This is a genomic window from Paenibacillus sp. FSL H8-0280 (assembly GCF_045040665.1).
Lineage (GTDB): Bacteria > Bacillota > Bacilli > Paenibacillales > Paenibacillaceae > Paenibacillus > Paenibacillus xylanexedens_A.
In genome coordinates this window covers 4,444,509-4,457,775 of the sequence record NZ_CP150296.1, presented here as the reverse complement: position 1 = coordinate 4,457,775, position 13,267 = coordinate 4,444,509, and the positions used below count along the sequence as shown (strand labels likewise).

Sequence of the window (13,267 nt, the reverse complement as noted above, 5' to 3'; positions counted from 1 at the left end):
TGATGACCTTGTAAGGCCTTTGTTCCGGGTGAGGCTGGGATTGGAGAGTATTCAATGCAATTAGATGAACAGATGAAATGCTGGAATCATGCCGCTGTTAAGGTTCTGGATATACGCCGAATCGTTATGGAGGCAGGGGCACAACTGAGTTCCTACACACTTCCGGCAAATGGTTTTATATATACGATTCGAGGATCGGCTGTGCTTCAGTTGGATGGGCAAACATACAAAGCAGAGCGGTTCTACATGCTTCATGGAGCCAAAGGATCTTCACTGGATATCCAAACCAACGAAGATTTCGAATATATTCTGCTCTATTACAGAGCATTCCTTGCCTTTCCTAGTTATCGCAAAAAGTGGTTATTGGCACAGCCGGAAGTTGCACCGTTCTCTTTGCAATATGGATTTACGCCAAGTAGTCCGCTGGGGTTGTTACGTTACCTTGATGAGCTTGAGGGTGCATGGATTCAATCTGGCAGTCTGGATCTGCTTCATACAAAAAGTTTATTTTACCAGTTCATTCATGAAATAATGGTTCAATTGGAAGAGCAGGAGATCAAAACAGAGCTTGCTGACCCGGTGAAACAAACACTTCGTTATTTACAGAACCATTATAGGGAACAAGTCACGCTTGATTTCCTGGCTGAACAATTCAACTACAGCTCCCGACATTTATCCATGCAATTCAAACGACAGACGGGCTACAGTCCGATTGATTATTTAATTCAGACTCGAATCGCCAAGGCTCGTAATCTGCTTGTACGATCTGATGCAACGCTGAGTGAAATTGCAGCAGAAGTGGGTTATTCGGATGTGTATTATTTTAGTCGTATCTTCAAAAAACATGTGGGAATCTCTCCGATTCAGTATCAACGAAAGATAAGAGAAGAAGCGAGAGCAGAGGATCGTCCATTGGTAATCTCTGAATCGTCCATTGGCCGAAGATGGAAGTCGGGATATATTGATTATGAGAATCATTATCAATATATAGACGGAGGGTCTACACCGATGAAAAGAAGAAAAACAAGTTCCAGTATGATTATGGTTGCATTATTGAGCATAACGATGCTCCTCGCAGCCTGCTCTTCAGGTACAGCAACAACACCAGCAGCTGGCGAAGGAACGGGTGCCAGTTCCAATAACAGCAGTACGGCAGTATCATCCGACACAGGAAGCCAGACGAACAAAGACAATGAAACACGCACGGTCTCAACGGTTAAGGGTGACGTAGTTGTTCCAGCGAATCCAAAACGGGTTGTTGTATTGTATCTCCAGGGGGATGTTGTCGCACTTGGAGTTAAGCCAATCGCTACCTCAGATGTATATGACGGGGCTGCATACAAGGGTGAGCTAGAAGGTGTAAACGCATTGGGTACCTGGTTTGAACCGAATCCTGAAGCTGTCATTGATCTTGATCCGGATCTGATCATTGTTCCTTCAGAAGAGACGTATACGTTATTAAAAGATATTGCACCTACGGTATATATTCCGTATGAGAAATTGACTACAGAAGAGAGACTTCATGATATAGCAAGTATCTTTGGCAAAGAGCAGGAAGCCGAGACGTTAATCACCAATCTCAACAACAAAGTCGAAGAGAGTAAAAAAACTCTTGCAGATGCAGGCATACTGGACAAAACAATCTCCATTGTGGAGGGTGGTTTGAAAGGTATGGTTATTGTAGAGAGCAAACAATTTGGCCGTGGATCTCAGGCGGTATATGAGTACTTGGGAATGAAAGCACCTGAAGTCGTACAGAAAAAAATCGACGTGGTTTCGGACGCGGCAGGCTCCACGATTTCCATGGAAGTCCTTCCTGAATATATCGGAGACTATGTGTTTCGCTCTGTGTATGAAGGGGCAGATAACTTGACGGATAATCCAATATGGAGCAGCATCCCTGCCATTAAGGAAGGTCGTCTGATTGAGATTGATTTCGATTTCTTCTATTATTCGGATATCTATTCAATTAATAAACAACTTGATTTTGTCGTGGAAAAGCTGTTGGCGGCTCCAAGAGCACAATAATAAAGAGCGGATGTGTTCATAGAATTTTTGTACAAGAAATGTTTGTTTTTTAGCCATTGTATTTTGATAAGATTACCATTACACTAGGATTTAAGTGATAATGAGAATCGATATCAAATACTCGATGTTCTGGATCGAATTAACGGAGGTATTTTTAATATGAATCAGCAGTTGGAACTTTATGATGTAACCATTATCGGCGGTGGCCCTGCGGGCATGTACTCTGCCTTTTATAGCGGCATGCGGGATATGAAGACCAAGTTGATTGAGGCACGTGACAGATTGGGAGGTCGCATGCTCTTTTATCCGGAGAAAATGATCTGGGATGTCGGGGGTGTGACGCCAATTCTGTGTGAAGATCTGATCAAACAATTGGAAGAACAGGCAAGAACTTTTGAGCCAACCCTCGTATTTGAACAACAGATCGAAGGATTCGAGCGTCAACCTGATGGCACAATTCTGTTAACTTCTGCAACAGGTGAACAACACTGGACACGTACCGTCATTATGGCAATCGGATATGGTATATATAAAATGGCCAAGCTAGAGCTTGAAGGTGCAGACCGTTACGAGGTTAGCAATCTGCACTATACTGTGCAGGAACTGGAGCCATTCCGTGGTAAACGCGTGTTGATCTCGGGTGGAGGCGACTCTGCTGTGGACTGGGCGAATGAACTGGAAGCTCTGGCAGAGCAAGTTACGGTTGTGCATCGTCGTGACCGCTTTGGCGGGTTGGAGCGTAATGTACTGCGTATGAGAGAATCCTCTGTAGATGTCCGTACACCATATGCGGTAGAGACACTGCATAGTATGAGTGGTGATGTGATTGAACAGGTGACCATCTCACACGTGGACACAGGTGAAACTGAAATGCTTGAAGTCGATGCTGTCATTGTAAACCACGGCATGAAGAGTGACTTTGGTCCAATCCGGGATTGGGGACTTGATCTTGGCGAATGGCATGTCACTACAACAGAGAGATTGCAAACCAATATTCCCGGCGTGTTTGGCGCAGGCGATTTTGTAGATTATGGTAGCAAACTGTACCTGATTGCGGGTACTTTCACAGATGCAGCCCTAGCGGTAAACAGTGCGAAGCTATACATGGACCCTGAAGCGGAAAAAGTGGCTTATGTTTCTTCCCATAACAGTCGCTTTAAAGAGAAAAATAAAGCCCTTGGCGTTGTAGAAGAATAAAGGTCTTCGATCGGTTATATAAAGATGACTTCGGGTTCATTCCGAAGTCATCTTTTTTGCATAAAATGGGTAATAAGAAGGCATAATGGCACAAGATAGAACACACTTCGAATTGAACATGAACCACCAAATGTCTATAATAAGGCTGATAAACTGTAGAATAACATCAAGATACAATAACTAGATCAGAGTGGAGTGCAGCGTATGAAAAAGGGATCACAGCCACAACGAGGTTTCGCCTTCATCCAGCGGTGGTTCAAACGATCTGATAAAAAAAAGATCAAATGGTCTGAAATGTATCTCGCACTGGCTGGCGCGCTTCATCGCTTGTTGGTTGAAGGGCGGCGTGAACGTTCAGCAGCCAAACGGCTGCACCAGGACTTGCCTATTAACGTGTTGGGCGAAATGAAGCTAGAGCCAGGGGATATTGTGTACACGCCAAGCTCAGAATCGACGTATTACGCCGGGCATATGGGCATTATCGGTCTCGACGGCAAGGTGTATCATGTGCACCCTTATGGGCCTGTATTTGCTGATTCATTAGAGTGGTATCTCACGCGATTTTATGAAGGAGATCGTTTCATTGTATTCCGTTCCAGACTGAATGAGGCAGGCATGAAAGCAGCCGGGTGGGTACATGATCATTACAAGCAGGTAAAATTCTACCGTTTGCAGACCAATCTGCGCAGTATTGAGCGCAATTACTGCTCCAAGTTTATATATCAGGCCTATCAGTTCACATCGGGACTGGATCTGTGGAGCCGCAAATTTACCCGAATGAATCAGGGTTATATCTATCCATTTCGAATTGAGCGCTCATCAGAGCTGGACGTTCTGGGAACTTTTTATAAATAAGGCTGGAACCGACTAAAATACTGTTCTTCCGAAAAAAAGGAGAGCAGGTTCTGTCGGTTTTTTTTATATGTGTAGAGATTAAAAACAGGAAAAACGCCCAAAACGTCGAATAGATTATGAGATAGGCACGCACAACTTGGAATCGTATACATAAAAAAAGACAAGATGATTTTTAGCCCAGAGCAAAAAAATGACTACGAAGTAGACGAACAAGAAAGAGTGAAGCGAGATGAAATGGCCGGGTTTCTTACAACGATTCCGACCGAACAAAAACGTGGTTAAGCTATCGGACTATATCCCAAAAAAGGAAAGGAGGCACTACTGTTCCATATGCAAGAAAAACGTTAAATCGGTCGTGCATTATGCGGCGCCACAGGGAAATGTTTCAGGTGTATGCAGTTCTTGTAAGTCTTTGGCGGATGAACGTGGAATGTTTCCCATTTAATAAGAAGAGATGCGCTCAGGAAATAAGATTTTTTTGATTTATGCGCGTTTTTGTAGTACATTAGCAAATGTATTCGAAGGAGGATTCTAATGTACTCAGGTAGACAAGACGATACTTTATACATCATGACCTACACCTTAAACAGCGGTATCAAGGGTACGGTTCCACTGTCTAATAAGCAGATTATTGAGTGGCTGGATTGCTACAGAAATGAGAAGCGCTTCGTGACCGAAATCGGCAAGGAGTTTTTTGGATTGAATGCAGGATTGGTAGCAGACTTCAAGGTTCAAAATCATTTATCGGATTATCAGCAGACCATTATGCCTACACAGCAGCAGGATAACCTGGAACGCTTGTCCAGTGCTTATAAATCAACCGAGTTATTAATGAAGATTGATTGTAAATGTGGCACGGCTTATGTGACGGAATCCCCATACAAGCGCACAAAATGGTACTGTACAAAGTGTAAAGAGATTGTATTTTTGGATGCCAAAAAAGGAATGGTGGAAACGTCGCGTGGTGACGCTTACTACATGACCAACAAATATTTTGTTTCCCGTGACTAGCGGGAAGTGACTCTGGAAGCATCGCTGCGAAGCGGTGCTTTTTTGTGCAAATGTTTGCTCTATAACAAAAAAAGCCCCAAGGGGCCTTTTTGGAAGATATCTAAGATCGATCTTTTAGGAATTATGATGAACATTCAACTTTGTGAGGAGGAATGAAGCAGCAACGACAGCGTGGCTCGTAAGCTTCTGAATCGCCAATCATGACAACCGGACCCAAGGTAACAGGCTCCCCATTGACGATACGTTGCGTAAAGGCTGCATCTGGGCTGCCACATACCGCACAGAAAGCCGAGAGTTTCTCAATGTCGTCTGCCATGGCAAGCAAACCACCGACATATCCGAATTCCTTACCACGGTAATCCATATTAAGTCCGTCCACAATGACATGTTTGCCACAATACGCTAACTCCGAGACAAGTTCCATAATGGCACTGCTGAAAAATTGTACTTCATCAAATGCAACAACATCAGCATCTATGGTTTGGTTCAAGATCATTTCTACGGATTCCGGGGTTAATTGCCGGGGAATGGAATGGGCAGGGAGTCGATAACCAATTCGGCTCACGATCTCGTCCTGGGCAAACCGATTATCCTCGGCTGGTTTGTAGGCCACAACCTTTTTACGGCCAAATTGTATTAATTTCTGACAACGGCGAATGAGTTCACCGGATTTTTCACTGAACATGGGTCCAGTAATTACGGTAATACGTCCTGTTTGCACGGTGCTGCTACTCCTCTCACATACGGGATTCAACAAAAAAAGCGACCTTTACAGAGTACCACAAAATCTTTGGAAAGAGCCAGAACTAATCTGCACAGCTTTGTGTTACTATATGGATTGTTAAGGTATTGGTTACGGCAGCTAGTTAACAGGAGTTGTGAAAAGAGGTGTTTAGTATGAGTGAAGCATTAACATCACTTCAAGAGCGATATGAAAGCCTGAAAGAACAGGGATCGCTAGATGAAGCGGCGCAGGTATTATTTGCAGAACTGTTCGCAGAAGCGGAGCGACTGCAGGCAAGTAACCTGACGTTGCGCAGAACGATCTTAAAGTCTTCTTCCAAAGAATCGCGTATGTCTACCAAACTGCGGGATGCTTTATACGAATGACCCGGAGATTACTCCGGGTCCTCTTCTGTCTTTAATTTGCGAGGGAATAGAATACCTGCTGTAATTCTGGCAATCATGGCAAAGGTGAGACCAATGCCTGCAAACATGTAGATGACGGTAAAAGCTTTGCTGAATCCGGTGGTTGGCACAAATTCAGGATGTCCCACCGTAGTCAGGGTAACCGCACAGAAGTATAACGCATCAATCCAGTGCAAACCTTCAACACGAGTGTAAAACAAAGTGCCTGACAGCAACGTTGCTGCCGTTAACGCGAACAAAGCCAGAAACTTGGGGTCCTTGAACGCATGGAAAATGCCTTTGAGCAGTCGTTTTAACGTGATTATAAATGATACCATGTTGATCCATCCTGTCTATGTAAAGTAGGCGGTGTGTTGTATAAACACACAAAAAGCCCGGACTCAAGGAGTCCCTCCGGGCGTCTCTGCTTTTTCGGGTACATTTTTGGACCGGAAACGGGGACCTACATAATTACGCTTGCGGTCACGGAACAGGATCCAGCCTCCCAGAAAACTCATACCTGCGGCAAAAAGGACAAGTCCACCGCCAAAGGAGAGCCACTGGAATCCTGGTGAAATCAGTTCGTTCCCGTGCTCGGCATAATATAGGAACAGGGCATCTTTCATCATCAGAAAACCCTTCATTGCCATTAAACCGGGGATGACCAGAACAACAATCGCCAAAAATCGCGCAAATACCAATCTTGTATTCATGAGCATTATACCCTTTCTGCCAAAGTCGACATTAAATAAAGGTTACGCTTACAGATCACACCTGATTCCATCATAGCTTGGAATGCATAGGCTGTCCATGTGTGATTGCTTCAAACTTTGAGTTGACCGCTCAAGGAGAGTACAATGGCATATAGAGGGTATAAGCTAAACCATGATTTAAGCCATCATAAATGATATTGAAATTTGATTCATAGAGGAGAGCATGAGAGATGCCAATTACATGTGATGTTGCAATTCTTGGAGGAGGGACCGGTGGATATGTAGCCGCGATCCGGGCTGCACAGCTGGGAAAACAGGTCGTTATCATTGAGAAGGACAAGCTTGGCGGTACCTGTCTGCATCGTGGCTGTATTCCGAGTAAGGCTTTGCTGAAAAGTGCGGAAGTATACGCCGAGATCCAGGAGAGCGAGACGTATGGTATCGAGACAGCTGGAGCTACACTTGTATTTCCCAAAGTACAGGCACGCAAGGATGCAATTGTCGAACAGCTCCATCAGGGCGTTCAGTATTTGATGAAAAAAAATAAAATTCAGGTCGTACACGCGAACGGTCGCGTTATCGGACCTTCCATATTTTCCCCGCAGAGCGGAGCGGTCGCTGTAGAGTTCGAAGATGGGGAGATGGATACAGTTGTGCCGACCAATCTCATTATTGCTACTGGTTCACGTCCACGTGTGCTGCCAGGGCTGGAACCGGATGGCAAGTTTATTATGAGCAGTGACGAAGCACTACGAATGGATGAACTTCCTGCATCACTTATTATTGTCGGGGGTGGTGTGATTGGACTGGAGTGGGCATCCATGCTGAATGACTTTGGTGTAGACATCACGGTGGTAGAAGCAGCAGCTCACGTATTGCCTGCCGAGGATGAGGATGTTGCCAGAGAAATGCAGCGCTTGCTCAGCAAGCGAGGGGTTCGTTTCCTGACAGGTGCCACTGTTCTAACGGAAACATATAACACGGATCAAGAGGGCATCCAGATTGATGTGCAGCTTGGTGACGATAAGCAGGAAACGCTGAGAGCGGAGAAAATGCTCGTGTCGGTTGGGCGTCAGGCCAATGTCGAAAATATCGGACTTGAAAATACAGATATTAAATTGGAGCGTGGGTTCATCGCTGTGAACAAACAGTTACAGACCGGTGAAGGTCACATCTACGCTATTGGTGACTGCATCGGCGGTTTGCAGCTTGCACATGCCGCAAGTCATGAAGGCATTCTCGCTGTCGATCATCTGGCGGGCGAAAAGGTACATGCCGTAGAATCCCACCGTATCCCGCGCTGTGTGTACACACGTCCGGAAGCAGCAAGCATCGGATTTACCGAGCGTGAAGCCAAAGAACGTGGCTATGACATTAAAACAGGGAAGTTCCCATTTTCGGCTATTGGCAAATCACTCATTCACGGAAGTCGGGATGGATTCGTGAAGGTGATCGCAGATGCCAAGACGAATGATATATTGGGGGTACATATGATTGGCACCCATGTGACGGAATTAATCGCTGAGGCCTCTCTGGCTCAGATGCTGGATGCCACACCTTGGGAAGTCGGACAAACCATTCATCCGCACCCTTCTCTGTCAGAAATTATGGGTGAAGCCATGTTGGCGGTCGATGGAAAGGCCATTGGAATGTAAGCCAAACAAGCTTATGAGAAAGGTCCTTTCCTTTTTTGGGTAAAAGGGATTATAATAAGGTTAAGCCAAGTCTTAGTACCAGGTTATAAGATCGGGTAGTAAGAGTGGCACAGGCTCTGATTAAAAGGAGGTACCTCATATGAGTTCACAAGGTACTGCAGACGCGGTCCACCGGCATCAACAGCTGGGACTTAGCGATGGTGAAGTATTGGATATGTACAAATACATGCTGCTCGCGCGCAAGTTTGACGAGCGTTGCTTGCTCTTGCAACGGGCTGGCAAAATTAACTTTCACGTATCCGGTGTAGGACAGGAAGCTGCGCAAGTAGGCGCTGCTTTTGGTCTGGATCGGGATCACGATTATTATTTACCTTATTACCGCGATTACGGCTTTGTACTGGCGGTAGGCATGACTCCGCGTGAGTTGATGCTGTCTGCTTTTGCGAAGGCAGAAGATCCGAATAGTGGCGGTCGGCAAATGCCGGGTCACTTCGGTCACAAAAAGCTGCGGATTGTGACGGGTTCCAGTCCGGTTACAACACAGGTTCCGCACGCTGTTGGATTTGCACTGGCTGCCAAAATGAAGAAGCAAGAATTTGTTTCTTTTGTTACCTTTGGCGAAGGATCAAGCAATCAGGGTGACTTCCATGAGGGCGCCAACTTTGCAGGTGTGCATAAATTGCCTGTCATTATTATGTGTGAGAACAATCAATATGCAATTTCGGTACCGATTCACAAACAGTTGAGCGGCAAAATATCCGATCGAGCACAAGGATACGGGTTCCCCGGACTGCGTGTTGATGGTAACGATGCATTAGAAGTATATGCTGCAGTGAAGGAAGCGCGTCGCCGTGCCATAGCCGGGGAAGGCCCGACACTGATTGAAGCGATGATGTATCGGTTGTCACCTCATTCCACCTCCGATAATGATCTGGCTTATCGGACCAAAGAGGAAGTTGAGGAAAACTGGAAGAAAGATGGCGTTCCTCGCATGAAGAACTACTTGATCGATTGTGGCATCTGGGACGAAGCCCGGGATGCGGATCTGGCTTCCCAGCTTGCGATGGAAATGAAAGAAGCAACTGAATATGCAGACAACGCGCCATATCCTAAACCTGAGGACACTCTGACGCACGTTTATGCGGACAGCGAAGAAGGGGGACGGTAAGTATGGCAGTGATGGAATATATTGATGCAATCCGTCTCGCGATGAAAGAAGAGATGGAACGGGATGAGAATGTTTTTATTCTTGGTGAAGATGTAGGTCTCAAAGGTGGCGTGTTTACCACAACTAAAGGGCTGCAAGATCAGTTTGGCGAAATGCGAGTGATGGACACACCATTGTCTGAATCCGCTATTGCAGGTGTTGCCATTGGTGCAGCGATGTATGGCATGAAGCCGATTGCCGAGATGCAATATTCGGACTTCATGCTGCCGGCAACCAACCAGATCATTAGTGAAGCGGCCAAGATCCGCTATCGTTCCAACAATGACTGGAGCTGTCCGATTGTTATCCGCGCGCCGATTGGTGGCGGTATTTTCGGTGGGTTGTATCACTCCCAATGTCCGGAATCGATTTTCTTTGGTACACCTGGTCTGAAAATTATAGCTCCCTACTCGGCATACGATGCTAAGGGACTGCTCAAGGCCGCTATTCGCGACCCGGACCCGGTACTCTTTTTTGAAAATAAAAAATGCTACAAACTTATCAAGGAAGATGTGCCTGAAGATGATTACATCGTTCCGATTGGTAAAGCCAACGTACTTCGTGAGGGTGCGGATATTACGGTGATCGGTTACAGTCAGCCGCTGCATTTTGTCATGCAGGCTGCTGAGGAGCTGGAGCGTGAAGAAGGCATTACAGCACACGTTCTGGATTTGCGCACGTTGCAACCGTTGGATCGTGAAGCGATTATTGCTTCCGCTCGTCTGACGGGCAAGGTGTTGATCGTACACGAAGATAACAAAACGGGTGGTGTAGGTGCCGAAGTTGCCGCGATTATTAGCGAGGAATGTCTGTTTGAACTGGATGCACCGATTCAGCGTCTCTGTGGACCTGACGTGCCGGCCATGCCAATTAGCCCAACATTGGAGAAATTCTACATGCTGAGCAAGGACAAAGCCAAAGCAGCAATGCGTACACTTGCCGAGTTTTAATTTTGTTTTGGATCGTTTAAAAGTAAAGTTTGGAGTGATAATCAAATGGCTGAACGTATGAAATGGATCGAGGTCATTATGCCGCAATTGGCGGAATCGCTGGTCTCGGCTACCATAGGCAAATGGTTGAAAAAACCGGGCGACCGTGTGGAACAGTACGAGCCGATCTGTGAAGTAATCACTGATAAAGTTAATGCCGAGATTCCATCCACTGTGGATGGAATTATGGGTGAGCTTTTGGTGGAAGAGGGCACAACGATTGCTGTTGGTGAAGCAATCTGCCGCATGCAGGTCGCAGCTTCTGACGAAGAAGCGGCTGAGCAAGTAACACAAGTATCGCAGCAGCAGGAGCAAGTGCAGCATAATACGGCCCCCACTCCTGTTGCCGCCTCAAATACAGCAGCACATGACCCTAACCAGCCGATGCGTAATCGGTATTCCCCGGCAGTGCAATCCTTGGCAGCAGAGCATGGCTTGAACTTGCAAAGCATCCAAGGCACTGGAGCAGGTGGTCGGATTACCCGCAAAGATGTGCTGGCATTTGTTGCACAGGGAGGTAACGCGGCTGGATCATCTGCACAAGCATCATCTCCAGCAGCACAGCGTACACCTTCTGGTGTGCCGTCTGCTTCTCCATTCAGCGGAGTGAATCGTGGAAATGGTGAAATGGGTTTAACCGTTGGAGAAGCGATCTCAGCGTCCGATGCAGGTGTTCCTGTGAGACATTCAGGCATTCATTTAACCGAAAGCCCGAAAATTCCACAGATCGAAGTGGAAGGTGGCGGCCAGGGAAGATCGGAGTATTTCATCGATGTTACCCCTGTGCGTAATGCCATTGCCCGGAATATGCGTCAAAGCGTATCGGAAATCCCGCATGCATGGACAATGATCGAAGTGGATGTAACCAATCTTGTGATGCTGCGCAATAAACTCAAGGATGAGTTCAAGCGTAAGGAAGGCATCAATCTGACATATCTGTCCTTCATGATGAAGGGAGTCGTTAACGCGATTAAAGACTACCCAATCATGAACTCGGTATGGGCAGTGGACAAAATTATCGTCAAACGGGACATTAACCTGTCCATGGCGGTAGGAACCGAAGATTCCGTACTTACACCCGTAATCAAACATGCCGATCAGCGAAATATTGCAGGTCTGGCCCGTGAAGTGGATGAACTGGCTCGCAAAACACGGGAAGGTACGTTGAAGCTGGACCATATGCAAGGTGGTACGTTCACGGTGAATAACACAGGTTCATTTGGTTCGATCCTGTCCCAGCCGATCATTAACTATCCGCAGGCAGCGATTCTCACATTCGAGTCGATTGTCAAGAAACCAGTGGTTATTAATGATATGATCGCTGTTCGCTCGATGGCTAACCTGTGTCTGTCGCTGGATCACCGAATCCTGGATGGTGTAATCAGCGGACGTTTCTTGCAACGTGTCAAAGAAAACCTTGAAGGATATACCATGGAGACCAAGGTGTATTAAGTAAATAGTTGACAGGGAAGTGTATGTGCCTGAGGCCGTGCACTTTTCCTGCTGTCTACGGACAGGTGCTCAATTGTACACTGAACCTGAGCAGAAGGGTGTGGGGAATCATGAACAAGCCGCTGGATGTTGCATACATACCAATGCTTGATTATGAAGAGGCTTGGAACCGCCAGAAAGCGATTGTGCAGCGATTGGACGAGGGCGAGGGAGCGGAGCAGATGCTGCTTTTACAGCACCCGCCTACGTATACGATCGGCTCACAAAATCATCCGGAGCATCTGCTTCTCAGTCCGGAAGAGTTGCGTGAGCAAGGGATTTCTTTGTTTCAAATTGACCGAGGCGGTGATATTACTTATCATGGCCCGGGCCAGTTGGTAGGTTACCCGTTATTGATTCTTGGTCGGGATGAAGACTTGGATCTACACGGATATTTACGGAAACTTGAGCAGGTGCTTATGGATTATCTCGCAGACCAGGGCGTTGAAGCCGGACGCAAAGAGGGTTACACGGGTGTGTGGATTGGCGATATGAAGATTGCTGCAATCGGCATCAAGTTTAATCGTTGCAAACACCGCCGCGGTTTTGTGACCAGTCACGGGTTTGCTTTTAACATCAGCTCAGGCATTCAACATGCTGGTTTTCAGGGAATTGTTCCTTGTGGGATTGAGCAGTATGGCGTTACCTCACTCGAGGATATAACGGGCAAGTCCTATGCGGTGGAGCAGGTAGCGCAGGAGATTGTTCAGTACTTTAATCGTATTTTTCCATATCAAATTAATTGGGTCACGGAAAAAGAAGCCCTTCAACGTCTGTAAACAGTTCGTCGAAAGGCTTTAGGTTGCTATCCAAACAGCAACGGTTCGAGAGCTATGAAAAGGGTGGACCCGATCATGGCGATCAGCATGAGATAGATGATGATTTTGAACCATTTCTTTTTTTGCATGATGAGAGAACTCCTTTCAACATAAAGTGTATGTTCAAAAAGACTGGTTTTCAGTACCAAGAAGATGGGATGAAGCTAGAAATGGA

14 protein-coding genes are annotated in these 13,267 nt (G+C 46.3%); 10 read left to right on the top strand and 4 right to left on the bottom strand.

Annotation, left to right across the window (positions count from 1 at the left end; all coding sequences use genetic code 11):
* The first annotated feature begins 54 nt into the window (after window positions 1-54).
* The 4 genes from MHI12_RS19520 (at window position 55) to MHI12_RS19505 (ending at window position 5,091) form a co-directional block, all read left to right on the top strand.
* Window positions 55-2,028, top strand: a complete 1,974-nt coding sequence (locus MHI12_RS19520; protein WP_405170083.1) for an AraC family transcriptional regulator — start codon at window positions 55-57, stop codon at window positions 2,026-2,028.
* A gap of 159 nt (window positions 2,029-2,187) precedes the next feature.
* The gene (locus MHI12_RS19515; protein ID WP_405170082.1) at window positions 2,188-3,225 is read left to right on the top strand and encodes an NAD(P)/FAD-dependent oxidoreductase; all 1,038 of its coding nucleotides are present in this window, start codon (window positions 2,188-2,190) and stop codon (window positions 3,223-3,225) included.
* Window positions 3,226-3,429: 204 nt separating this feature from the next.
* Window positions 3,430-4,080: a hypothetical protein gene (locus tag MHI12_RS19510; RefSeq protein WP_340017842.1), complete on the top strand. Its 651-nt coding sequence runs from the start codon at window positions 3,430-3,432 to the stop codon at window positions 4,078-4,080.
* A gap of 534 nt (window positions 4,081-4,614) precedes the next feature.
* Window positions 4,615-5,091 (top strand): hypothetical protein, encoded by a 477-nt coding sequence (locus MHI12_RS19505; RefSeq protein ID WP_017687614.1) that lies wholly within the window; start codon window positions 4,615-4,617, stop codon window positions 5,089-5,091.
* Window positions 5,092-5,212: 121 nt separating this feature from the next.
* On the opposite strand, the gene MHI12_RS19500 is transcribed toward MHI12_RS19505, so the two are convergent.
* Window positions 5,213-5,812 (bottom strand): thymidine kinase, encoded by a 600-nt coding sequence (locus MHI12_RS19500; RefSeq protein WP_017687615.1) that lies wholly within the window; start codon window positions 5,810-5,812, stop codon window positions 5,213-5,215.
* Between the two features lie 176 nt (window positions 5,813-5,988).
* Here MHI12_RS19500 and MHI12_RS19495 point away from each other — a divergent pair, with 176 nt between their 5' ends.
* Window positions 5,989-6,201, top strand: a complete 213-nt coding sequence (locus tag MHI12_RS19495) for a hypothetical protein (protein WP_036607885.1) — start codon at window positions 5,989-5,991, stop codon at window positions 6,199-6,201.
* A gap of 8 nt (window positions 6,202-6,209) precedes the next feature.
* On the opposite strand, the gene MHI12_RS19490 is transcribed toward MHI12_RS19495, so the two are convergent.
* Window positions 6,210-6,557, bottom strand: a complete 348-nt coding sequence (locus MHI12_RS19490; protein WP_253438761.1) for a potassium channel family protein — start codon at window positions 6,555-6,557, stop codon at window positions 6,210-6,212.
* 63 nt (window positions 6,558-6,620) lie between these two features.
* On the bottom strand, window positions 6,621-6,938 hold the full coding sequence (locus MHI12_RS19485; protein WP_339256190.1) for a DUF2627 domain-containing protein: 318 nt from the start codon (window positions 6,936-6,938) through the stop codon (window positions 6,621-6,623).
* 224 nt (window positions 6,939-7,162) lie between these two features.
* Here MHI12_RS19485 and lpdA point away from each other — a divergent pair, with 224 nt between their 5' ends.
* From lpdA to lipB, 5 genes are all read left to right on the top strand, one after another.
* Window positions 7,163-8,587, top strand: a complete 1,425-nt coding sequence (lpdA, locus tag MHI12_RS19480; protein WP_405170081.1) for a dihydrolipoyl dehydrogenase — start codon at window positions 7,163-7,165, stop codon at window positions 8,585-8,587.
* Window positions 8,588-8,726: 139 nt separating this feature from the next.
* Window positions 8,727-9,755 (top strand): thiamine pyrophosphate-dependent dehydrogenase E1 component subunit alpha, encoded by a 1,029-nt coding sequence (locus tag MHI12_RS19475; RefSeq protein ID WP_036607878.1) that lies wholly within the window; start codon window positions 8,727-8,729, stop codon window positions 9,753-9,755.
* 2 nt (window positions 9,756-9,757) lie between these two features.
* The gene (locus MHI12_RS19470; RefSeq protein WP_017687621.1) at window positions 9,758-10,744 is read left to right on the top strand and encodes an alpha-ketoacid dehydrogenase subunit beta; all 987 of its coding nucleotides are present in this window, start codon (window positions 9,758-9,760) and stop codon (window positions 10,742-10,744) included.
* A gap of 45 nt (window positions 10,745-10,789) precedes the next feature.
* On the top strand, window positions 10,790-12,235 hold the full coding sequence (locus MHI12_RS19465) for a dihydrolipoamide acetyltransferase family protein (protein ID WP_405170080.1): 1,446 nt from the start codon (window positions 10,790-10,792) through the stop codon (window positions 12,233-12,235).
* Between the two features lie 110 nt (window positions 12,236-12,345).
* Entirely contained in the window at window positions 12,346-13,053 is a 708-nt protein-coding gene (lipB, locus tag MHI12_RS19460) for a lipoyl(octanoyl) transferase LipB (RefSeq protein ID WP_405170079.1), read from the top strand.
* 26 nt (window positions 13,054-13,079) lie between these two features.
* Here the strand turns inward: lipB and prli42 are convergent, their stop codons facing one another.
* Window positions 13,080-13,181: a stressosome-associated protein Prli42 gene (gene prli42 / locus MHI12_RS19455; protein WP_017687624.1), complete on the bottom strand. Its 102-nt coding sequence runs from the start codon at window positions 13,179-13,181 to the stop codon at window positions 13,080-13,082.
* Window positions 13,182-13,267 lie beyond the last annotated feature (86 nt).

Bases quoted from the DNA above. Each gene is read 5' to 3' on its own strand.
- MHI12_RS19515 (WP_405170082.1), top strand. From the start codon at position 2,188: ATGAATCAGCAGTTGGAACTTTATGATGTAACCATTATCGGCGGTGGC.
- MHI12_RS19510 (WP_340017842.1), top strand. From the start codon at position 3,430: ATGAAAAAGGGATCACAGCCACAACGAGGTTTCGCCTTCATCCAGCGG.
- MHI12_RS19465 (WP_405170080.1), top strand. From the start codon at position 10,790: ATGGCTGAACGTATGAAATGGATCGAGGTCATTATGCCGCAATTGGCG.
- prli42 (WP_017687624.1), bottom strand. From the start codon at position 13,181: ATGCAAAAAAAGAAATGGTTCAAAATCATCATCTATCTCATGCTGATC.
- MHI12_RS19475 (WP_036607878.1), top strand. From the start codon at position 8,727: ATGAGTTCACAAGGTACTGCAGACGCGGTCCACCGGCATCAACAGCTG.
- MHI12_RS19470 (WP_017687621.1), top strand. From the start codon at position 9,758: ATGGCAGTGATGGAATATATTGATGCAATCCGTCTCGCGATGAAAGAA.
- MHI12_RS19520 (WP_405170083.1), top strand. From the start codon at position 55: ATGCAATTAGATGAACAGATGAAATGCTGGAATCATGCCGCTGTTAAG.
- lpdA (WP_405170081.1), top strand. From the start codon at position 7,163: ATGCCAATTACATGTGATGTTGCAATTCTTGGAGGAGGGACCGGTGGA.
- MHI12_RS19505 (WP_017687614.1), top strand. From the start codon at position 4,615: ATGTACTCAGGTAGACAAGACGATACTTTATACATCATGACCTACACC.
- lipB (WP_405170079.1), top strand. From the start codon at position 12,346: ATGAACAAGCCGCTGGATGTTGCATACATACCAATGCTTGATTATGAA.
- MHI12_RS19495 (WP_036607885.1), top strand. From the start codon at position 5,989: ATGAGTGAAGCATTAACATCACTTCAAGAGCGATATGAAAGCCTGAAA.
- MHI12_RS19490 (WP_253438761.1), bottom strand. From the start codon at position 6,557: ATGGTATCATTTATAATCACGTTAAAACGACTGCTCAAAGGCATTTTC.
- MHI12_RS19485 (WP_339256190.1), bottom strand. From the start codon at position 6,938: ATGCTCATGAATACAAGATTGGTATTTGCGCGATTTTTGGCGATTGTT.